This is a genomic window from Rhizobium sp. Rhizsp82, assembly GCF_047325115.1.
Classification (GTDB): Bacteria; Pseudomonadota; Alphaproteobacteria; order Rhizobiales; family Rhizobiaceae; genus Rhizobium.
Genome location: NZ_CP168570.1, coordinates 30915 through 50094 on the forward strand (window position 1 = coordinate 30915; position 19180 = coordinate 50094).

The 19180-nt window shown below is 63.0% G+C and carries 17 protein-coding genes, 1 tRNA gene, 1 pseudogene and 1 riboswitch; of the genes and pseudogenes, 4 read left to right on the top strand and 15 right to left on the bottom strand.

Annotation, left to right across the window (positions count from 1 at the left end):
- Positions 1–155: 155 nt before the first annotated feature.
- Together ACEN84_RS04905 and ACEN84_RS04910 are read right to left on the bottom strand one after the other, a co-directional pair.
- Positions 156–1487, bottom strand: coding sequence for a sigma-54-dependent transcriptional regulator (locus ACEN84_RS04905; RefSeq protein ID WP_413710177.1), 1332 nt, complete (start codon positions 1485–1487; stop codon positions 156–158).
- Positions 1484–3357 (bottom strand): annotated as a pseudogene (locus ACEN84_RS04910) (sensor histidine kinase). The gene ACEN84_RS04905 and the pseudogene ACEN84_RS04910 overlap by 4 nt, the downstream one beginning before the upstream one ends.
- Before the next feature lie 111 nt (positions 3358–3468).
- Here ACEN84_RS04910 and ACEN84_RS04915 point away from each other — a divergent pair.
- Entirely contained in the window at positions 3469–4131 is a 663-nt protein-coding gene (locus tag ACEN84_RS04915; RefSeq protein WP_413710178.1) for a sulfite oxidase-like oxidoreductase, read from the top strand.
- Here ACEN84_RS04915 and ACEN84_RS04920 read toward each other — a convergent pair.
- From ACEN84_RS04920 to ACEN84_RS04930, 3 genes are all read right to left on the bottom strand, one after another.
- Positions 4116–4739, bottom strand: coding sequence for a hypothetical protein (locus tag ACEN84_RS04920; RefSeq protein ID WP_413710179.1), 624 nt, complete (start codon positions 4737–4739; stop codon positions 4116–4118). The genes ACEN84_RS04915 and ACEN84_RS04920 overlap by 16 nt on opposite strands.
- Positions 4740–4965: 226 nt before the next feature.
- Positions 4966–5703, bottom strand: coding sequence for a CbtA family protein (locus ACEN84_RS04925; RefSeq protein ID WP_413710180.1), 738 nt, complete (start codon positions 5701–5703; stop codon positions 4966–4968).
- 12 nt (positions 5704–5715) lie between these two features.
- Positions 5716–5925 carry a CbtB domain-containing protein gene (locus ACEN84_RS04930; RefSeq protein ID WP_112718892.1) on the bottom strand — a complete coding sequence of 70 codons (210 nt, stop codon included), beginning with the start codon at positions 5923–5925 and terminating at the stop codon, positions 5716–5718.
- A gap of 24 nt (positions 5926–5949) precedes the next feature.
- Positions 5950–6078, bottom strand: a riboswitch (cobalamin riboswitch).
- A gap of 51 nt (positions 6079–6129) precedes the next feature.
- Here ACEN84_RS04930 and ACEN84_RS04935 point away from each other — a divergent pair.
- Positions 6130–6687, top strand: coding sequence for a histidine phosphatase family protein (locus tag ACEN84_RS04935; protein ID WP_413710181.1), 558 nt, complete (start codon positions 6130–6132; stop codon positions 6685–6687).
- Positions 6688–6953: 266 nt separating this feature from the next.
- On the opposite strand, the gene ACEN84_RS04940 is transcribed toward ACEN84_RS04935, so the two are convergent.
- From ACEN84_RS04940 to ACEN84_RS04960, 5 genes are all read right to left on the bottom strand, one after another.
- Complete coding sequence (locus ACEN84_RS04940; RefSeq protein ID WP_112718890.1) at positions 6954–7397, bottom strand: response regulator; 444 nt, start codon at positions 7395–7397, stop codon at positions 6954–6956.
- Entirely contained in the window at positions 7394–8890 is a 1497-nt protein-coding gene (locus tag ACEN84_RS04945) for a sensor histidine kinase (RefSeq protein WP_246777443.1), read from the bottom strand. Before ACEN84_RS04945 ends, ACEN84_RS04940 begins: the two co-directional genes overlap by 4 nt.
- Before the next feature lie 112 nt (positions 8891–9002).
- On the bottom strand, positions 9003–9347 hold the full coding sequence (locus ACEN84_RS04950) for a hypothetical protein (protein ID WP_413710182.1): 345 nt from the start codon (positions 9345–9347) through the stop codon (positions 9003–9005).
- Between the two features lie 63 nt (positions 9348–9410).
- Positions 9411–9659 carry a DUF6894 family protein gene (locus ACEN84_RS04955; RefSeq protein ID WP_112718888.1) on the bottom strand — a complete coding sequence of 83 codons (249 nt, stop codon included), beginning with the start codon at positions 9657–9659 and terminating at the stop codon, positions 9411–9413.
- Positions 9660–9740: 81 nt separating this feature from the next.
- Complete coding sequence (locus ACEN84_RS04960) at positions 9741–10202, bottom strand: hypothetical protein (protein WP_413710183.1); 462 nt, start codon at positions 10200–10202, stop codon at positions 9741–9743.
- 233 nt (positions 10203–10435) lie between these two features.
- On the opposite strand from ACEN84_RS04960, the gene ACEN84_RS04965 reads away from it, so the two are divergent.
- Positions 10436–12004, top strand: coding sequence for a putative bifunctional diguanylate cyclase/phosphodiesterase (locus tag ACEN84_RS04965; protein WP_413710184.1), 1569 nt, complete (start codon positions 10436–10438; stop codon positions 12002–12004).
- Positions 12005–12226: 222 nt separating this feature from the next.
- On the opposite strand, the gene ACEN84_RS04970 is transcribed toward ACEN84_RS04965, so the two are convergent.
- The 4 genes from ACEN84_RS04970 to ACEN84_RS04985 form a co-directional block, all read right to left on the bottom strand.
- Positions 12227–12303: transfer RNA gene (locus ACEN84_RS04970), tRNA-Met, on the bottom strand.
- Between the two features lie 129 nt (positions 12304–12432).
- Positions 12433–13632, bottom strand: coding sequence for a tRNA 2-thiouridine(34) synthase MnmA (gene mnmA / locus ACEN84_RS04975; RefSeq protein ID WP_413710185.1), 1200 nt, complete (start codon positions 13630–13632; stop codon positions 12433–12435).
- Positions 13633–13797: 165 nt separating this feature from the next.
- Positions 13798–14898: a mechanosensitive ion channel family protein gene (locus tag ACEN84_RS04980; RefSeq protein WP_413710186.1), complete on the bottom strand. Its 1101-nt coding sequence runs from the start codon at positions 14896–14898 to the stop codon at positions 13798–13800.
- 77 nt (positions 14899–14975) lie between these two features.
- Positions 14976–16106, bottom strand: coding sequence for a TDT family transporter (locus ACEN84_RS04985; RefSeq protein ID WP_413710187.1), 1131 nt, complete (start codon positions 16104–16106; stop codon positions 14976–14978).
- Between the two features lie 96 nt (positions 16107–16202).
- Between ACEN84_RS04985 and ACEN84_RS04990 the strand changes: the two genes are divergently transcribed.
- Positions 16203–17096 (top strand): LysR family transcriptional regulator, encoded by an 894-nt coding sequence (locus tag ACEN84_RS04990; RefSeq protein ID WP_413710188.1) that lies wholly within the window; start codon positions 16203–16205, stop codon positions 17094–17096.
- Here the strand turns inward: ACEN84_RS04990 and ACEN84_RS04995 are convergent.
- Positions 17073–19157, bottom strand: coding sequence for a putative bifunctional diguanylate cyclase/phosphodiesterase (locus ACEN84_RS04995; RefSeq protein WP_413710189.1), 2085 nt, complete (start codon positions 19155–19157; stop codon positions 17073–17075). The two genes, ACEN84_RS04990 and ACEN84_RS04995, sit on opposite strands and share 24 nt — an antisense overlap.
- Between the last annotated feature and the right edge of the window lie 23 nt (positions 19158–19180).

Here is a 19180-nt window from a genome sequence, read left to right on the forward strand (position 1 = left end):
GCGCCGGTGAGATGCGGCCATTAACAGGTGGTAAACGCGCGGGCCGCAATCGGCCGGGCATGCCGCGAGGCATAGATTTCGCCTGCGTGCGCTGCAGCATGGGTCGATTTGGAAACAAAGGCGGATAGCGATGGGTGGAAATCCACCCATTCGGCCTATTCGGAAACCAGCAGCTTCTTGTCGAGCCCGTATTTCTGCATCTTCTCGTACAGCGTCTTGCGCGAAATCTGCAGCGACTCGTAGACCGGCTTGAGACTGCCGCCATGGGCAACCAGCGCGCTGGCGATGACGCCGCGCTCGAATTCCGCGACACGATCGGCGAGCCCCGTCGCCTCGCCATTCGGCCGCTCGCCGCCATCGAGACCAAGCACGAAACGGTCGGCGGCGTTGCGCAGTTCACGCACATTGCCCGGCCAGTCACGTTGGGCGATATCGGAGATCAGATCCGGCGAAACCGGCATGTCGTCCCGCCCGTATCGCGCGGCCGCCTCGCGCGCCAGCTGGAGAAAGAGCAGCGGAATATCCGGCCGCCGCTGCGCCAGCGCTGGCACATGCAGTGTCGCGACATTCAGCCGGTAGAAGAGATCGGCGCGGAAACGTCCGGCGGCAACCTCCTCCTCCAAGTCCACCTTGCTGGTAGCGATGAAGCGCACGTCGAGCGGCACGATCTCGTTGGAGCCGAGGCGCGAGATCACCCGCTCCTGCAGCACGCGCAGAAACTTCGCCTGCAGATCGAAGGGCATCGAGCCGATCTCGTCCAGCAGGATTGTCCCGCCGCGGCCATGTTCGAACTTGCCGTAGCGTGGGCGCACGGCGCCCGGAAAGGCGCCCGCCTCGTGGCCGAAAAGCTCGCTCTCGATCAGGTTTGCGGGAAGTGCGGCGCAATTGATGGCGATGAACGGGCGGCTTGCCCGCGCGCTGATATCGTGCAGCGCCCGCGCCACCACTTCCTTGCCGGCACCGGTCTCGCCGACGATCAGCGTATCGGCATCGCTCGCCCCGATCGCCCGGATGCGATAGCGCAGGTCGACCATCACCTGCGTGCGGCCCGGCAGCCGCGCCTCGATATCGTCTCGCTTGCCCGCAACCGCCTTCAGCAGCCGGTTTTCGAGCACGAGGCCGCGCCGCTCGAAGGCGCGCTTGATGACGCCCGCCAGCATCTGCGGCGTGAACGGCTTCTCGATGAAATCATAGGCGCCCTCGCGCATCGCCTTCACGGCGAGCTGCACGTCGCCATGGCCGGTGACGAGAATGACGGGCACTTCGGCATCGATCTCGCGGATCCGGCTCATCAGCGTCATGCCGTCGGTGCCGGGCATGCGGATATCGCTGACGACGACGCCCGGAAAGCTGTAGCCGATCAGCTCCAGCACATGATCGGCATTGGAGAAGGTCTCGACGCTGAAGCCCGAGAGTTCCAGCGCCTGCGCTGTCGAGCGGCGCAGTTCCTCCTCGTCGTCAACGAGCAGGATCTTCTGTTCACTCATTCCGCCGCCTCCGGCATGGCGCCTGCGGCCGATTGCAGCTCGATGCGGAACTCCGCCCCGCCATCCGGGTGATTGGCGACGGTCAGGCTGCCGCCGAAATCCTTGATGATGTTGTAGGAGATCGAAAGACCGAGGCCGAGCCCCTTGCCGACGCCCTTCGTCGTGAAGAACGGATCGAAGATGCGCTCGGCAATCGCCGCCGGCACGCCTGGGCCGAAGTCGCGAACCGTCAGCAAGACCCTGCCCGCTTCCTCCGAGGCCCGCACCTCGATGCGCCTGTCCTCCAGCCCCTCGACGGCATCGGCAGCATTCGAGATGACATTGACCAGCACCTGCTGCAGACGCACGGAACCGGCCCGCACGACAGGCGGATGCAGGCCGAGATCGAGCCGCAGATCGGCGTCAGCCGCCTTCAGCCTCCAGGCGATGATTTCCAGCGTATCGCGGATCGCCTCGTCGAGCGGCACCGGGCCGAGCTTCTCGTTGGGCTTGCGGGCAAAGTTGCGCAGATGCTTGCTGATCGACGCCATTCGGTCGATCAGCCCGCCGATCCGGCGGATATTGTCCTGCGCCTCGTCCGTGCGCCCGCGATCGAGCAGAACGGTGGCGCTATCGGTATAGGTTTTTGCGGCCGCCAGCGGCTGGTTGAATTCGTGAGAAAGTGCCGCCGACATCTGGCCGAGACCGGCGAGCTTGCCCGCCTGGATGAGATCCGCCTGCGTCTGGCGCAGCTGCTTTTCCGTCAGCCGGCGCTCGGCGATTTCCTCCTCGATGCGGCTGTTGACGCGAGCAAGATCGGCGGTGCGCTCCTCGACGCGCCGCTCCAGCTCGTTGCGCGCTTCGGCCTGCAGATGCATGCGCTCGTTCAGCCGCATGCGCCGCTGGCGCAGCACCGCGAAGGCGAGCCCGGCAATGCAGAGAAACAGAAAGACCGCGGCAAGCGCCGTGCGCGCCTGCGCCCGGACGGAGCCGGTGTCGAGCAACACGTTGACCGTCCAGTCCTCGGCCGTCATGTAGCTGGAGAGCACCAGATACTCCTTCTGCACGCCCTCCTCGACCAGCCCCATCAGATTGTGATCCTCGAAGCGGCTGCGGCTCAGCGGCAATGCAGCGAGCGTCGCATTGGCATAGCGCCGCGATGCCTCGGTGCGTTGCAGGCGATCGGTGGTCAGCGGCAGGATGCTGTTATAGAGCCATTCCGGCTTGCCGGACATGAAGATGATGCCCTCGGGGTCGGAGACGAAAATCCGGTATTCGCCGCCCGTCCACGAGGATTCGATCATATCGATATCGACCTTGAAGACGATCACCCCGCGGATGTCATCGCCCACCCTGATCGGCGAACCGAAATAATAGCCGCGCTTCAGCGATGTCGTGCCGAGCGCGTAGAAACGCGATTGCTTGCCGGCGATCGCCTCCTGGAAATAGGGCCGGTAGCTGAAATTCTCGCCGACGAAACTATCCGGCAGATCGAAATTGCTGGCCGCGATCGTCTCGCCGTCGGGGGTGATCACGTAGATGTCGGAGGATTTCAGGAGATGGTTGATCTCCTTGAGATAGAGGTTGGCGGCATCCCGCAACCCCTTGTCTTCGGGATGGGCGACCAGTTCCTTGATGTCGTCGTGATCGGCAATCAGCGCCGGCAGCGCCTCATAGCGGTTGAGATGGCCGCTGAGCGCCGAGACTGCGAGGCGCAGCGCCGTTCCCGCCTGGGCCGAAGCCTCGCCCATATAGGCGCGCGTCGCCACCGATCCGCCGTAGTAGAAAAAGGCGAATACGACGAAAGGCACTGAAAACAGCGCGAATATAAGCCTGTGCCTCTGAGACAGCGGCGGCTCCTCCCATTCTGCCTCCCTCCCCAGGAAGGCATCCCCGACAGCCTGATTGTAATGAGCACGGAGGAGGATTCCAAGAGGCGCGGCTGCCTTGACAGCTGCGGCTCCAGATTGTCCTATCGCTGCACTGCGAGAGGACGAGTGCCATGACCGACCAGCAGACCCCGGACGACAGCAAATTGACCGCCTCCAAGCGCCGCTGGGCCGCCGAAGGCAAGTTCCTGACCGGCCGCGTCGCCCGCCCGGAAACCGACCGCCTGCCGCCCGGCCAGCATCTGGTGAAGAACTGGCCGGTGCTCGATCTCGGTCAGCAGCCGTCGATTGCGCTCGACACATGGAAGCTGGAGGTCCGTGGCCTGGTGGAAACGCCGCTGACGCTTTCCTGGCGCGACTTCCAGGCGCTGGAGCAGAGCACCTTCGTCTCCGACATCCACTGCGTCACGACATGGTCGCGCTATGACAACAAATGGAAGGGCGTCGCGACGCGCGACCTGCTCGACCGCGCCATGCCCAAGGCGGAAGCAAACTATGTCATGCTGACGAGCTACGACGGCTACACGACCAACCTGCCGCTCGCCGATTTCGCCGCCGAAGACGCGATCCTCGCGACCGCCTGGGAAGGCCAGCCGCTGACGGCCGATCACGGCGGCCCGATGCGCCTCATCGTCCCGCATCTCTATTTCTGGAAAAGCGCCAAATGGCTGCGCCGCATCGACCTGATGCCCGCTGACCGGGCGGGCTTCTGGGAGATGAACGGCTATCACATGTTCGGCGATCCCTGGCGGGAACAGCGCTATTCCGAAGACTGAACCTTCAGCCACCGGCGCCCGGCAAGGAAGACGCCGAAGATTACGGCGAAAAACCCGGTCAGCGACGCCATGCTCGCCGTATGCAGCGGTATCTCGCTCCAGCGCGGCCGGATGATATCGGCCGTATTGAACGCCTCGCCGCTGAAGCGGCAGGTGATCAGCGATAGCCCGCGCCTGATCATATCGGCATCGGCCTCGGAGACGATCGCACTCGCCGCTTCGGCCTCCCGCGGCATCTCCCGCAGGGACATCAGCACCGCCTTGGTTGCCGCCAGATAGGCATGGGCGCATTCGTTGAACGGACTTTCCTCATCCGTCACGCTGCCGGGCATGCGGCCCCAGAAACAGTAGGAATATTGGATCTGCGCATAATTCAGCACCCGGCGGAACGGCTCATCGGTATCGGTGGCGGTGGATGCAAGCGCGATGATCCGGTCACGATAATCGGCCATCACGGCCATTTCGCCGTGGGAGATTTCGGGGACGGGGATGCCGGTATGGTTGGCAGCGGACGTGCGGCTGTGGGCCATGGCGGATGGCGCGACGGCAGACAGGGCAATAACGCAGATTGCAGAACGAAGAAGCGCGTTCATTCGCGGCACTCTCAACCCCTTATCAGGTCGGTTGCTTTTATTCGGGAACTATAGCGGCCACCGGAACCCGGAGCCCCCTCACCCTACCCTCTCCCCGCTGGGGAGAGGGGAAGTCGAAGCTAGAGGCGCCCCCGAGTTCCCTTCTCCCCAGCGGGGAGAAGGTGGCCCGTAGGGTCGGATGAGGGGGCCACGGGTGCGGCGTCTTCCCGATATCCCGAGGGGCTCTCCCCTCACCGAATATTCACCGAAACGCCGGACGCCCAACAGCACCCTGCGAGGCCAACCGCTTCTCGGCCAGCATCCCGAAGACGACGGCCAGCACCGACCAGAGCACGACATGCATGCCGAGCGAGGTGATGCGGAAGCGCCAGAGGACGATGGCCGAATAGTTTTCCGGCACCTCGTTGATCGGCGGCAGCAGGTACTGCACGAGGCCGATGAAGACGATGTAGGCAATGCCGGCGATGATCGCGCCGTTCCAGATGCCGAAGCGGTGAGCAAGGCTGCGCGCAAAGGCGATCGCCGCGATCAGCGCCGCGACGGAGACGACGATCATCAGGAAGAACAGCTCGGTGCGAACGCCGATCGTATCGCCATTGCCGACAGCCGGCGGATTGGCCGGGTACTTGATGCCGGGAACGAGGATGATGGCGACGAAGGCGGCAAGCGCGATGACGGCAGCGGTGCCGCGGGCGCTGAGCGTGCTGAACCGGCCATGCACGAAGGCAAAGGTCAGCGCGAAGAGACCGCCAACGGCGACGCCATAGGCCATGGCGCCGGTGAAGAGACCGATGCCGGCCTGCGTGGCGCGGCTGACGATCTCGGGCTCTGCGGCCTCGCCGGCTGCCTGTGCCGCGGCTTCCTCGAAAGCGATCGCCTGGTCGACGAGCGGCTCACCGAAGAAATGGGCGAAGACAAACACCAGGACGCCAGCAATCGCCCCCGCGATCATGCCGCGAAGTAGAAGGTTTCCAACCATGTCAGTCGTCCTTTAGTGGCAGGGGAAGCCGAGAAGGTGGCGGGCGTCATGCACGAATTCGTGGACGTAGCCGCCGGAGAACAGCGCCATGGCGCCCTCTTCCGTGCCGACGAAATAGATGGCGATGATCATCAGCAGGCCGCCGAAGATCGCCCAGGGCAGGATCTCGCCAACCGGAATCGGCTGCGGTGCTGCGATAGGCTTGAAAGTGATGTCAGACATGTATTCCTCCTGGAATGACGCGTTCAGTCGAAAGGATGTTGCGGCAAGGTCTGACTTCCAGTTCGCTTTCGCATCCTGGTCACAGTGGCGCGACCGCGCCGGATTTACACCGGCTTCCAAACCCGCAACGTGACCGTTATATCTCTAGGCTTCGAACTGTCAACGAAACTTCATCTGCCGAAGAGGCAGCCCGGAGGCTCTCCTGTGCATACCCGGCTGACCTGGATCTGCCACGGCCCGACAAGCGCCAACCGCGAAGGCCGTTTTCCGCTGAACGAGCCGCTCGAACAGAGCGCCGTCGCTGATACCGCAGCTCTCGCGGAGAGGCTTCAGCGTGCCGATCACGTCAAAAGCAGCCCGGCGCTCGCCGCGCTGCAGACCGCCGAAATCCTGAACCTGACGGCCGCAGCCGATCCAAAGCTCGCCGACATGGATTACGGCCGCTGGAAGGGCCGCCCGCTTGCCGACCTGCAGGCCAAGGAGCCGGATGCGCTGATCCAGTGGATGACCGATCCGGACGCCGCCCCGCATGGCGGCGAGAGCCTGTCGAAACTTCAGGCCCGCATTGCCGGCTGGATGGAGGAACAGCAGACATTCGACGGCCATATCGTCGCCATCGCCAACGCCACCGTTATCCGGGCCGCGATCCTGCATGTGATGAAGGCGCCATCGAGCTCTTTCTGGCTGGCGGATATCGAGCCGCTTGCCCTGCTGCGGATGAGTTTCGACGGCCGTCGATGGGCGCTGCGCTTCAGCCGCTGATTGCAGCAAGCGTCTGTTTTCACCGCATAATTTAGATAAGCCTTACGCAAGCAAGTTGCGCCATACCTATTGAACCCGGCATGCCGGGCTCTAAGTGCATGCCCCGTGGAGACCAACCATGACGTATGATTGGAGTGGGGAGCGGACGCGGCGTGTGCGCCTTCTGAAGGTGGCAACCGCCATTGTTCTCATAGCTATCGTCATCGGCATTCCGCTGCTGATGCGCTGAACGAAGGGCGAGCAGGATGACTGCTCGCCTTTTCTCGTTATTGCTGCGGAATCTGGATCACCGCGAAGAACAGGCCAAGCTGGCGGATCGCGTGGGCGAAGCCGTCATAATCGACGGGCTTGGTGATATAGACATTGGCGCCGAGATCGTAGCAGCGCTGGATTTCGCGCTCGTCATCGGTGGTCGTCAGGATGACGACAGGCATGCGCTTGGTATGCTCGTTGTTCTTGATCTGCTCGAGAATATCGATGCCCGACGTATCCGGCAGATTGAGATCGAGCAGCATCAGCAGATAGCGGTCCTTGCTGACAGTGCCGCTGCGGTCGGGGCCGAGGATGAAGTCGAGTGCGCTCTTGCCGTTGGTGAAGGGCACGATCTCGTTGTTGACGCCGGCCCGGCGCACGTTCTTCTCGATGAGGCGGGCATGCCCCTCGTCGTCCTCGATCATGACGATCGTGACTTCCTGGCCTGTGGCTTTCATGACTCTGTACCCTTTACGATGGTGGTGAGATCCGACGGCAGAAGCAGCGTGAAGGTGCTGCCGGTGCCCTCTGTCGAAGCGACAGTAATGTCACCTCCCAAATTTCGTATTAACGATCGCACATATGCGAGGCCGATGCCTTCACCCGGCTGATCCTGTTCGCCGGCGCGGCGGAAGAGTTCGAAAACGCGCTCGCGATCGGCAACTGCGATGCCGCGGCCATTGTCCTCGACATCAATCCTGATCCGGCCCTTGCCGGCCGGCATGGCCCGCACGGCGATCCTGACAGGACGGCCAAGATAGCGGTATTTGACCGCGTTGTCGAAAAGGTTGCCGAAGATCTGGTCCAGCGAGAAGCGGTCGGTGATCAGTCCGGGAACGCGGATATCCATCTCCACCTCCCCATCGGCCTCGGCGACCTGATGATGCACGTTCGCCGCAGCCGTCTCGAGCATGGCCTTGAGGTCGATCCTCTCCGGCACCAGCTTGCGGCGTCCGTCGCGGGAAATCTTCAGGATGGCGTTGATCAGCGAATCCATCTTGCGGGTCGACGAGCGGATGAAGCTCATCGCCTCCGGCAGGTCTTCCTCGACTGCGAGGCGCGCTTCCTTGATCTCGTCCTCGCTCGGCTTCTTCTCGTCAGCCATGACATAGGCCGTGACCGCCGTCAGGCTGGCTTCGAGCTCGCTGAGGAAGCCCATGATATTGACGAGCGGTGCCCTGAGATCGTGGGTGACGATATAGGCGAAGCGCTGGATTTCCTGGTTGGCCTGCATCAGGTCTTCGGTGCGCTCGTTGACGCGCTCCTCCAGGCCGAAATTCAGCGATTGCAGCTCCTCGCGCGCCCGCGACAGGTCGCGCACGTGCTGGACGATAATGAGGATTGCCCCGCCGACGACGATGGCAATCGCCAATGCGCCGCCGATCGTCACCCATTGCAGGTTGCTTGCCGCTTTGAGCTGTTCGCCGACGATTACCCGAAGGCGGTCATCGGTCTGGCTGATGAAGCCGACGAGAACGCCGCGGGCGTCGTCCATCAGCGCCTTGCCGCTATCGTTGCGCACGATCGCCAGCGCTTCCTGCATCCGGCCGGCCTTGGCGAGCGCGACCGTATTGTCGATCTCCGCCATCTTGCCATCGACCGCCTGATCCAGCACCGGCAGCCGCTCGGCATAGTCAGGATAGTTCTGCAGCACGTCTGCCAGCCGCTTGCGCCGCTCGGGCAAATTCTTCACCGCTTGAAAGTAGGGTGCCAGATAACTCTCGTCATTGGTCAGCAGAAAGCCGCGCTGCCCGGTTTCGGCATCCTGGAGCGCGGTCAGCAGATCGACCGAACCGGTGCGGATGCGGCGCATCTCGGCAACCGTATCGGAATAGATGCGGTTCGCGCTCGTCAGCCAGAGCGACGTTCCGACGATACCGGCCAGAAGCAGCACGCCGAGCCCGAGCATGAAAAGCGTCGAGCGGACAAAGACGGCGTTGGAAGAGGACATGAGGATTCTCTGAAAAGGATTTTCTTAAATACAAGTGACGGAAAAGATCCCTGCGATCAACCCAATGACCGCGGGGAACCACACGATCCCACGACTATAAATGGGATTTGCGTCAATGCTTGGTCGGCTCGCCGGGAACCGAGCTTCGCGTCACCGACACCGGATCGCTGGCCGGAAAGCTGTCCTCCAGCCCTTGGTCGAGCTGCTCTTCGAGCGCCGCGCGATCACCGGAAGCACGCGCGCTGCGATGTACGCTCATCTCGCCGCCTTCGCTCGCGTCGGCTGAGGCCATGGCGCTCATCAGCGACTGCGCCTTCATAATGGCGTTCTGCCGGTTTAGCCCTTCTTCGCCGCGCATCTGTACCGAAACGACGGCGCCGTCATCGCTGACGAATTCCACGGTAAACCCGTCCTTGCCGCCTCTCGCGGCAATGATCTGCGTGCCAACGACCTGCATCAGCCTTCCTCCATTTTCATCTCTTCATGATTTGAAACGGGGCTGCCGCCGCTTGGTTCCCGCTCAGTTGCGCGCCTGCGGCAGATAGGAAATCTTCAGTTCCAGCTGTAGGCTGACGATCGGCAGCCGCTCGGAATTCTGAACCTCGATCGACAACCGCCGCTCCGGCGCCGACGGCAACCCATCGAGCGCCATCTCCGCCAGCACATGCTTGGCCTCCTCGATCGCCGAAAACAGATCCGGAAATTCGAACGGCAGATCGGCCGCAGCCGTGCCGTCATTGTCTTGCGTCTTGAAATAAAAAGCGGACATCAGTTCCCACTCGCCTTTTGATGCATAAAGCGGGAAGTGCACTAATGGTTTCAATGCACACGGAAAAACTTGGGAGGGAGGTCAGGCGACGGCGATCTTTTCGGGATGCGAACGCGGAGCCGGATCGACATAGGCGCCCGGCTCGTTGACCGAGCGGTCGAGCAGTTTGCGGACAAGGCCGCCTGCCGCGGCCTCCGCCCCTTCGCGGCTGTAGAAATTGCCGCGCACCTGGATCGAGGCGGCAAGCAGCCGCATGAAGGCGGTGAGCAGGAGCGGCGACGGCGCCACCGGCCGGCTCCAGAACGCATCGAGCGGCTGGCGATCCGTCAGGCCATCGATGTCATAGACGGTCGAGCCCAGCACCTTGACCGGCCTGCCTGCCTGCAGCGCGTTCAGCGCCGCCGTGGAATTGACGGTCACCAGCCCGCTGCAGCCACGGATGAGCAAATCGAGATTTTGAGTTGTCGCCGCCAAGCCATTGCAAGATTCCTTTTGGAATCCTGCAAAGCACAATGAGCGCCCTACAACAAGCTGACCGTGCAATCAGATCCCAAAAAAATCACAGCTGCGTTATCTGTGCCATAAACCAGTAATTGCTTGGATAGACACACACAAGCTGGCCGGAAAATATCTACAAATTGAGTTAAAGGCGCTTTAAAACCCGCAGAGCGTGCGAAACCGTACGGAGATTGCAGCAAACAATCACTACCCGTTTTCAACGAACATTTCAGACTTCGATGATATTGCTATGTCTTATCAGGGGTGAGGAAATGTGAATGCCGGGGTTCTTTCGCAGCCGTGCCGGACGGCAGTGTCTATCGGTCATGATGCTCGGGGGCGTCCTCTGGCTCCTCGGAATCCTGTTGGAATTCGGCGATGGCCTCTCGGCCTTCGTGCAGATGTTCGATGATTACGGCGCCGAAAAGCTTGTGCTTGCCTTCGTCATCGCCGGCGCGATGAGCTTCATCTATTCGATCCTGCGCATTGCCGATCTTCGCCGCGAGATGGAGCTGCGCGCCGCCGCGCAGTTCAAGGCCGACTGGACCGCCACCCACGATCACCTGACCAAACTGCCGAACCGCTATGCCTTCGAGCGCAAGAAGCTCGCCCGCCCGGACGCTTCCGACGAGGAGCATAACGCGGCAGCTCGCAACGTCACGGTCTTCTCGGTCGATCTCGACGGCTTCAAGAAGGTCAATGATCTCGTCGGCCACAAGGGCGGCGATATCCTGCTGATCGAGGTGGCCAGACGCATCTGTTCGCTCGGCAATGCCGATTGCGTCTATCGCTTCGGCGGCGACGAGTTCGTCATCATCGGCGCCGGCATGACCGAGGAGCGCGAGAAGCATTTCGCCCGCGTGCTGATCCAGGCCGTCACAAGACCGATCAGCATCGAAGGCTTTGCCGTCGAAGTCGGCGCCAGTGTCGGCTACGAGCGCTGGACCGAAGGCAGCGAGCCGCTCGAAAATGCCGCCCACCGCGCCGATCTGGCGATGTATGAGGCGAAGTCACGCGGCCCGAACCATGCGCTCGCCTTCGAGGCATCGATGCAGGACAAGGTCGCCGAGCGCGCCTCTCTGGAGACGAAGCTGCGCGCCGCCATCCAGCAGAAGGCCATCCGCCCCTTCTACCAGCCGCTGATCGATCTAAAGACCGGCGATATCTGCGGCTTCGAGGCACTGGCCCGCTGGACCGACGATACCGGCGTCAATATCCCTCCCCCCGTCTTCATCGGCATTGCCGAGGAAACCGGAATGATCACCGAGCTCTTCGAGAACTTGCTGTCGCAGGCCTGCCGCGACGCGCTCGGCTGGCACGCCCATATCGTCCTCTCCTTCAATATCTCTCCGGTGCAGATGGAAGATCGGCTGCTCGCCTCGCGCATCCTGAAAGTGCTCGCGGCCTCCGGCCTGCCGCCTGAAAGGCTCGAGATCGAGATCACCGAGAATGCCCTCATCCAGGACCCGGCGATCGCCGCCGTCATCCTCGACGAGCTGCATGCGGCAGGCGTCCAGATCGCCCTCGACGATTTCGGCACCGGCTATTCCAGCCTTGCCCAGCTCGCCCGCTACCGCTTCGACAAGATCAAGATCGACAAGAGCTTCGTCGCCACCTACCAGGAAGACGAGCGCCAGGAAAAGATCGTCCGCGCCATGCTCGGCCTCGGCCACAGCCTGAATATCAAGACGACCGCAGAAGGCATCGAGGAACACAGCCAGCTCGGCTACCTGACGCGGCTCGGCTGCGACATCGGCCAGGGCTACCTGTTCGGCAAGGCAATGCCCGCGGATGAGGCTGCGACGTTTATCGAAGAGCGGATGCAGACGCTGTCGGCGGCGGGTTGAATCACTCGCCCTCAGGCCTATCTCGACTGGCATGGCGCTTGGAATAGCAATCGGCACCGCCATCGGGGCGGCAACCGGATCGATCCTCTTCGAAGATACCGCAATCGGCATCGCGCTTGGCGCTGCTGCCGGAGGCTTTATGCGAAGAGGCCGATAGGTAGACATAGCGAAACCGGTCGGTGCCAGCCGTCAATTCCAATAGCGTCTTTGATTGGAGAAAAATGGTAGCGGGGGGCGGAATTGAACCGCCGACCTCAGGGTTATGAATCCTGCGCTCTCACCAACTGAGCTACCCAGCCACAACTCGAACAAGCCATTCGCAAAGCGCTCGGCCCGTCGGTGAGCGGGTTATTAAGAGCGTCTCGGCTTTGTGTCAAGCACATGAAGGAGAAAAAGGCTGCACCGCAGCATCGCCTTTCCCAAGAAATTTATGCAGCCACCGGCTGGCTCAGAAGTGCCTTCAGCGAGGCCTCGGCGGCGGGCTCACGTTCGGAGCGCTCGATGAAGCCGCCGCCGAAAACGCGGGCGTCGTCGCCGGGCGCGGAATAGAGCGCGCAGGCCTGGCCGGGCGCGATGCCGGCTTCGCCGACGGTCAGATCGACATAGATGCCCGAGGCGTCGGCACGCAGAACGGCGGGCTCCGGCACGCGGGTGGAACGCACCTTGGCATAACAGGCAAAGCCTTCGCCGGAGGCCGCCTGGAGAAGCTCCTCATCGCCCAGCCAGTTGACGTCGCGCAGATAGACGCGGTGCGTTTCCAGCGCTTCCTTGGGGCCGACGATGACGCGGCGCGAGCGGGCGTCGAGATAAACCACATAGAGCGGCTCGCCGGTGGCAACGCCGATGCCGCGGCGCTGGCCGATCGTGTAATGCAGGATGCCGTCATGCTGGCCGAGCACGCGACCGTCGAGATGGACGATCTCGCCGGCCAGCGCCGCATTCGGCTTCAGCTTGTTGATGACATCGGAATACTTGCCCTGCGGCACGAAACAGATGTCCTGGCTGTCGGCCTTCTTGGCAACGACGAGGCCCATCTCTTCGGCGAGCTTGCGGGTTTCGGCCTTCGGCAGGCCGCCGAGCGGGAAGCGCAGATAATCGATCTGCTCCTGCGTCGTCGCAAACAGGAAGTAGCTCTGGTCACGATCGGCATCGGCCGGGCGGTAAAGCGCGCGGCGGCCGGGATTGCCGGGCGCCGGATTGGGCCGCGAGCGGATATAGTGGCCGGTCGCCAGCGCATCGGCGCCGAGTTCCTTGGCGGTCTCGAGCAGATCGGCGAACTTGACCGTCTGGTTGCAGGAGACGCAGGGGATCGGCGTCTCGCCGGCGACATAGCTTTCCATGAACGGATTGATGACCGTGTCGCGGAAGCGCTTTTCGTAATCGAGCACATAATGCGGAATGCCGAGCGTCTCGCAGACACGGCGCGCATCGTCGATATCCTGACCCGCGCAGCAGGAACCGGCGCGGTGGACGGCAGCGCCATGATCGTAGAGCTGCAGGGTGATGCCGAGCACATCGTAGCCCTGGTGTTTCAAAATCCCGGCCACGACGGAACTGTCCACGCCGCCGGACATGGCGACGACGACACGGGTGTCTTCGGGCTTCTTGTCAAAATCCAGTGTGTTCACGAGGTACTGCCAACTCTGCGCTCAGGAAATTCGATTGTAGCGATCCGTGCCTTGCCCTGCAAATGCCGCGGATTGCGCTGCGCCCGCGGGGTCGGCCGCCGGTCTTTCATTGGCGCTGGATATAGAAAGGAACGCCCCGTCACGCAAGGGGCGCGTAGAACGGCCTCACTCCGCCGCCTCCCTGCGCGGCACACCGTTGCCGCCATCCATCACCGCCCTCACCTGCGGCAGCGCATGCGGATAGTCCTGCTGGATGAAATCGATCAGCTTCTCGCGGATCTCGCAGCGCAGGTCGAAGGTACGGCCGGAATTGGAGGCCGATGCCAGGATGCGAATCTCCATCACGCTCTCCTTGAAATCGGTGACGGCGACATTGACCACCCGCTTGTCCCAGAGTTTCGAGGCGGCAAGGATCTCCTCCACCTTCCTGCGGATGACCGGCACCGGCACGCTGTAATCAAGATAAAGCATGACATTGCCGATCAGCGAGGCGCTCTCGCGGGTCCAGTTCTGGAACGGGTTCTCGATGAAATAGCTGAGCGGCAGGATCAGCCGCCGCCAGTCCCAGATCTTCACGACGACATAGGTGGAAGTGATCTCCTCGACATTGCCCCACTCGCCCTCGACCAGCAGCGCATCGTCAATGCGGATCGGCTGGGTGATCGCCAGCTGGATACCGGCAAACAGGTTCTTCAGCACCGGCTGCAGCGCCAGACCAACGACGATACCGGCGACACCGGCCGAAGCCAGCAGGCTGACGCCATATTGCTTGACCGCATCGAAGGTCATCAGGCAGGAGGCGATCGCCACCATGACGATCAGGAGGTCGGCGATCCGCTCGATGATGCGTGACTGCGTCACGTGCTTGCGGGCAAGGAGATTATCCTCGGCATCCAGCTTGAAGCGCCGGAGATAGACGGTCATCCAGATATGCTTGGCGGTCCGCGCCATCGCCGCAACGAGAATGATGAAGCCGATCAGCAGGATGTGGCGCAGCGTCGAGGCCTGGTATTCCGTCAGTGGCGAGACGGTGGCGGCAAAGGACAGCGCCGCGGTCAGGATCGCCAGCCGCGCCACCCGCTCCAGCCGCGACACAAGGGAGCGCCAGAAGAGATCCCGCTCGGCAACGATGCGTGTCAGCAGGCGGAAGGCGAGCCGGTGGATGAAGAGCGCCAGCGCCACGACGACGGCGAAGATGACGGTGCTTGCCAGCCAGTCCGGAAGCCAGAAGCCTTGGGCGCGAATTTCGTTCACAAGGTCGGTCATGCCCCGGGAGCTAGGGTGCAGCGCAGCATAGAAAAGAGCCGGAGATCAAAAAGACTGCTCCGGCTCCGTCCGGCCATTCAGTTGTCGAGGCAGGGATCTGCGAACAGGAAGCCCTTCAGCGCGCCCGACAGCGTCTTCAGGCTGACGACGATCCAGATCATCGCAAGAGCTGCAACGAGCGCTGCGCCAAGCCAGGTCAGCAGCGGAAAAGTGAGAAGCTGGCCAAGGCGCAGTGTAGCGACCGCATAGACCCCGATCGGAAAGGTAAAAGCCCACCAGCCGAGATTGAAAGGCAGTTGGCCGCCGCGGGCATGGCTTGCGGTGGTCGCAATGGCAATCGCCAGCCACCAGAGCCCGTAGCCCCAGAGAAGCACGGCACCGAGCAGGCTTGCACCGGCCATGGCCGAGGCGATGTCGCCGAGCCCTCTTGCCGCCAGCACGCCGCCGCTATTGGCGGCAAAAAGCGCGAGGCCGAAGGCGCCGGTGCCGATCGGGCCGAGAGCGAGAAACCCGGTCGCACCCATGCTGGCCGGCGGCAGCTTGTGCAGCGCCATGCGCAGGAAGAGGATGACGAGGATACCGAGCGCCAGCGGCACCGAGCATGCCCAGAGCACATAGCTGGTAAACAGCATGGTGAACTGCGCGCCATCCCCCGCAAGATGCGGGATCAGCAGCGCACCGCTGCCCGCGGTGACCTCCGAGGCAACGACCGGCAGCAGCCAGACGCCGGTCATCTCATGGATTGCGTGCTGCTGGCGCGTGAACATCGCAAAGGGGACCGAGAGGCCAGCGAGCACTGCCAGCACCGCATCGAGCCACCAGAGCGCTTGCGCGATCTCGATCGCCGTATCGCCCATCAGCGGCACGCCGAAGATGACGAAGCCGTTGATGATGGTGGCAAGCCCCATCGGAATGCAGCCGAAGAACATCGACAGAACCGGATGATTGAGGACGCGCCGGGCATCCGCGGGGTAGAGAATCCATTTCGCGGCATAGATCGCGGTCAGCGCCGCAAAGAGCAGGATGTTCAGGATCCAGAGCGCCTCGCCCACGCTGTAGAGCACGGGGACTGACGGAAACTGCGCCAGGCAGACGCCAAGGATCCCGGTGCCCATCGTCGCCGCAAACCAGTTGGGGGTGAAATGGCGGATGATCCGCAGGCCTTCGCCGGAGATACCGTCGGTTTCGATTTTCGTGAGAATGGTCATGCCGCTTGCCTCGTCTTTCTGGCATCACGAATAAACGTCTCAATTAATCGCTTCCAACGAATTGTAATTGTCATTTCATTCGATAAAATCGAACATATGACCTTGGAACAGCTCCGCATCTTCGTCGAAGTCGCCGCCCGCCAGCATGTGACGCGGGCCGCCGAACATCTGAACATGACCCAATCGGCCGTCAGCGCCGCGATCACCGCCCTAGAGACACGCCACGGCGTGACACTGTTCGATCGCGTCGGCCGCTCGATCGTTCTCAACCAGACCGGCCAGTTGTTCCTGAAAGAAGCGCAGCAGGTGCTGGCGAGCGCCCGGGCGGCGGAAGCGGCGCTGATGGATCTCTCGGGCCTGATGCATGGCGAGCTGTCGATCGCCACCAGCCAGACGGTCGCCGCCCATTGGCTGGGCCCGAAGCTCGCGGCCTATCGCAGCCGCTATCCCGGCATCAGGCTCAATGTCGGCATCGGCAACACGGCGGACACCGCCGATGCGGTGATGAACGGCAAGGCGGAGATCGGGCTGATCGAGTGGCGGGAGGAGAGGCGCGGCGTTTCGGCCCGGCAGGTAGCGATCGACGAGATGATCGTCATCGTCGGCCACGACCACCCCTGGGCAGATGGCAAGCCGCGCCGTGTGGAGGATTTCAGACAGACGTCCTGGGTGGTGCGCGAAGCCGGATCCGGCACGCGCCACGCCTTCGAGAGCATGATCGAGGCCAAGGGCATGACGCTTGCGGCGCTCGACGTGGCGCTGATGCTGCCCGCCAACGAGCCGATCATCGGCGCCGTCGAGGCGGGTTTGGGCGCGACGCTGATGTCGCGCAGCATCGCCGCGCCGTTTCTGAAGAGCGGATCGATCGCCGAAGTGGCGGTAACGCCGCTGCCGCGGCCATTCTTCCTGCTGCGGCATGAGGAGCGCTATCGCAGCAAGGCGGCGGATGCCTTCGATGCGATGATCTCAACCGTGGGCGGCGCGCTTTAGCGGCGCTTCGGCATCGATCAGCCGCTCGGCCTCGCGCTGCGGCATCGGCTTGCCGAGCAGATAGCCCTGCACCTCGGCAAAACCTTCCTGGCGCAACCTGTCCAGCTGCTCCTCGGTCTCGATGCCTTCGGCCAGCGTCACCGCGTTGAAGCCGGAGCCGATACCGGCGACGGCGCGGATGATGGCGAGATTGCCCGGATCGCTCTCCATGCCGGCAACGAAGCTGCGGTCGAGCTTGATCTTGTCGAAGGCGAAGGCGCGCAGATAGCTGAACGAGGAATAGCCGGTGCCGAAATCGTCGATGGCGATGCGGATGCCGAGTTCCTTCAGCGCCCTAAGCAGCGGCAGGCTCTGCTCGACGTCGGCGAGGAAGACGGATTCGGTGATCTCGATTTCCAGCCGCTGCGGCTGCAGGCCGCTGTCGCTGAGCGCCGAGACGACCGTTGCCAGCAGCGTGTTGTGGCGGAACTGGCAGACCGAGAGATTGACGGCGATCTTCAGATGCTCCGGCCAGGACGCAGCGGCCCGGCAGGCCTCGCGCAGTACCCACTCGCCGATCGGCACGATCAGCCCGGTATCCTCGGCAATCGGGATGAATTCCATCGGCGCCACGAGCCCGCGGACCGGATGGCGCCAGCGGATCAGCGCCTCGAACCCGGCAAGACGCCCGGTCGCGGCCTGGACGATCGGCTGGTAGTACAGCTCGAACTGATCCTTCTCCAGCGCGTCGCGCAGCTCCGCCGTCAGCTGGTGGCGCCGTTCCGCCTCCAGCCGCATCTCGGCCTCGTAGAAGCGATAGGTCGAGCGGCCGCTTTCCTTGGCGGCGTAAAGCGCCAGGTCGGCATGGCGCATCAGCACATCGGCATCGCCCGCCTGCTGCGGCGCGAGCGCCACGCCGATCGAGCAGGTCACATGCTCGTTGCTGCCATCGAGATCGAAGGGGGCGCTCAGAACGGCAAGCAGCTGCTCGGCAAACCGCTTGGTGCGGCCGCAATCGCCGCCCTTGAGTACAACGGCAAATTCATCACCGCCGAGCCGGGCGACGAGATCCCCATCCTCGACCAGCATCTGCAGCCGCTTCGCCACCTGGCAGAGCAGAGCATCGCCGGCCGCATGCCCCTTGCTGTCGTTGATGAGCTTGAAATGATCGACATCGAGATAAAGCAGCGCCACTGGCGCCTCGGCAGTGGCCGCAACCGCGTGGCTCTCGATGAAATCCGCGAAGGCAGCGCGGTTCGGCAGCCCGGTCAGCGCGTCATGCATGGCGAGATGCGCGAGCTTCGCCTCGAAAGCGCGCTCCTCGGTCACGTCCTGCGAGATGCCAAGCAGATAACGCCGCGCCCTGCCCTCCGCCGCCGGCAGCGCCAGCTTCACCGTCTTCAGCAGGCGGTGCCCGCCGCCGCGCTTCGGCACCGTTTCTTCGAAGGTCACGGTGATATCTTCGTCCAGCACTTGCCGGTCCTGCTCGCGGAAGAAGCCGGTCTTGTCGCGGAACACCATGCGATCGGTCTTGCCGACGATCTCGCGGCCCGGCATTTCGGCGATCGCCGCGCTCTGCCGGTTGAACAGCACGTAACGGCCGTCGTCTTCCATATCCTTGACGAAGACGCCGACCGGCAGGTTGTCGACGATGCTGTCGAGCAGCGAGCGGGTATCGGTGACCTGCCGCCGCGCGGCATTCACCTCGGTGCGGTCCTGAACGATGGCGAGAATGGCATCGCCGCCGTCGAACCGCACCTCGCGGCCATAGGTCAGAACCTCGAATGCCTCGCCGGTCGCCTTCAGATGCGTCCAGCGCTCGGCGCGCTCGATATCGGTACGCCCCTGAACGGCAGTCATCATCCGCTCGCGCTCGGCCGGCGGGCGGATGTCGAGCACGGTCATTTTCCGGAACTGCTCGGCCGAATAGCCGTAGAGATCATGGGCGGCATTGTTGACGATGAGGAAGCGCAGCGTCCGGGGATCATAGACCCACATCGGTGACGGATGGGTTTCGAACAACGACCGGAAGTCGTCGTTCGGAACTTGAAATTCATCGGTCTTCGTCGTGGTGGGGGCCATGAAGTCTTTTCGGATACAAACAG

Coding starts and splice junctions, on each gene's coding strand:
- ACEN84_RS04985 (WP_413710187.1), bottom strand. CDS start 16,106: ATGACCATTCTCACGAAAATCGAAACCGACGGTATCTCCGGCGAAGGC.
- ACEN84_RS04950 (WP_413710182.1), bottom strand. CDS start 9,347: ATGCAGGTCGTTGGCACGCAGATCATTGCCGCGAGAGGCGGCAAGGAC.
- ACEN84_RS04955 (WP_112718888.1), bottom strand. CDS start 9,659: ATGTCCGCTTTTTATTTCAAGACGCAAGACAATGACGGCACGGCTGCG.
- ACEN84_RS04905 (WP_413710177.1), bottom strand. CDS start 1,487: ATGAGTGAACAGAAGATCCTGCTCGTTGACGACGAGGAGGAACTGCGC.
- ACEN84_RS04915 (WP_413710178.1), top strand. CDS start 3,469: ATGACCGACCAGCAGACCCCGGACGACAGCAAATTGACCGCCTCCAAG.
- ACEN84_RS04980 (WP_413710186.1), bottom strand. CDS start 14,898: ATGACCGACCTTGTGAACGAAATTCGCGCCCAAGGCTTCTGGCTTCCG.
- ACEN84_RS04940 (WP_112718890.1), bottom strand. CDS start 7,397: ATGAAAGCCACAGGCCAGGAAGTCACGATCGTCATGATCGAGGACGAC.
- ACEN84_RS04945 (WP_246777443.1), bottom strand. CDS start 8,890: ATGTCCTCTTCCAACGCCGTCTTTGTCCGCTCGACGCTTTTCATGCTC.
- ACEN84_RS04995 (WP_413710189.1), bottom strand. CDS start 19,157: ATGGCCCCCACCACGACGAAGACCGATGAATTTCAAGTTCCGAACGAC.
- ACEN84_RS04990 (WP_413710188.1), top strand. CDS start 16,203: ATGACCTTGGAACAGCTCCGCATCTTCGTCGAAGTCGCCGCCCGCCAG.
- ACEN84_RS04965 (WP_413710184.1), top strand. CDS start 10,436: ATGCCGGGGTTCTTTCGCAGCCGTGCCGGACGGCAGTGTCTATCGGTC.
- ACEN84_RS04930 (WP_112718892.1), bottom strand. CDS start 5,925: ATGTCTGACATCACTTTCAAGCCTATCGCAGCACCGCAGCCGATTCCG.
- ACEN84_RS04925 (WP_413710180.1), bottom strand. CDS start 5,703: ATGGTTGGAAACCTTCTACTTCGCGGCATGATCGCGGGGGCGATTGCT.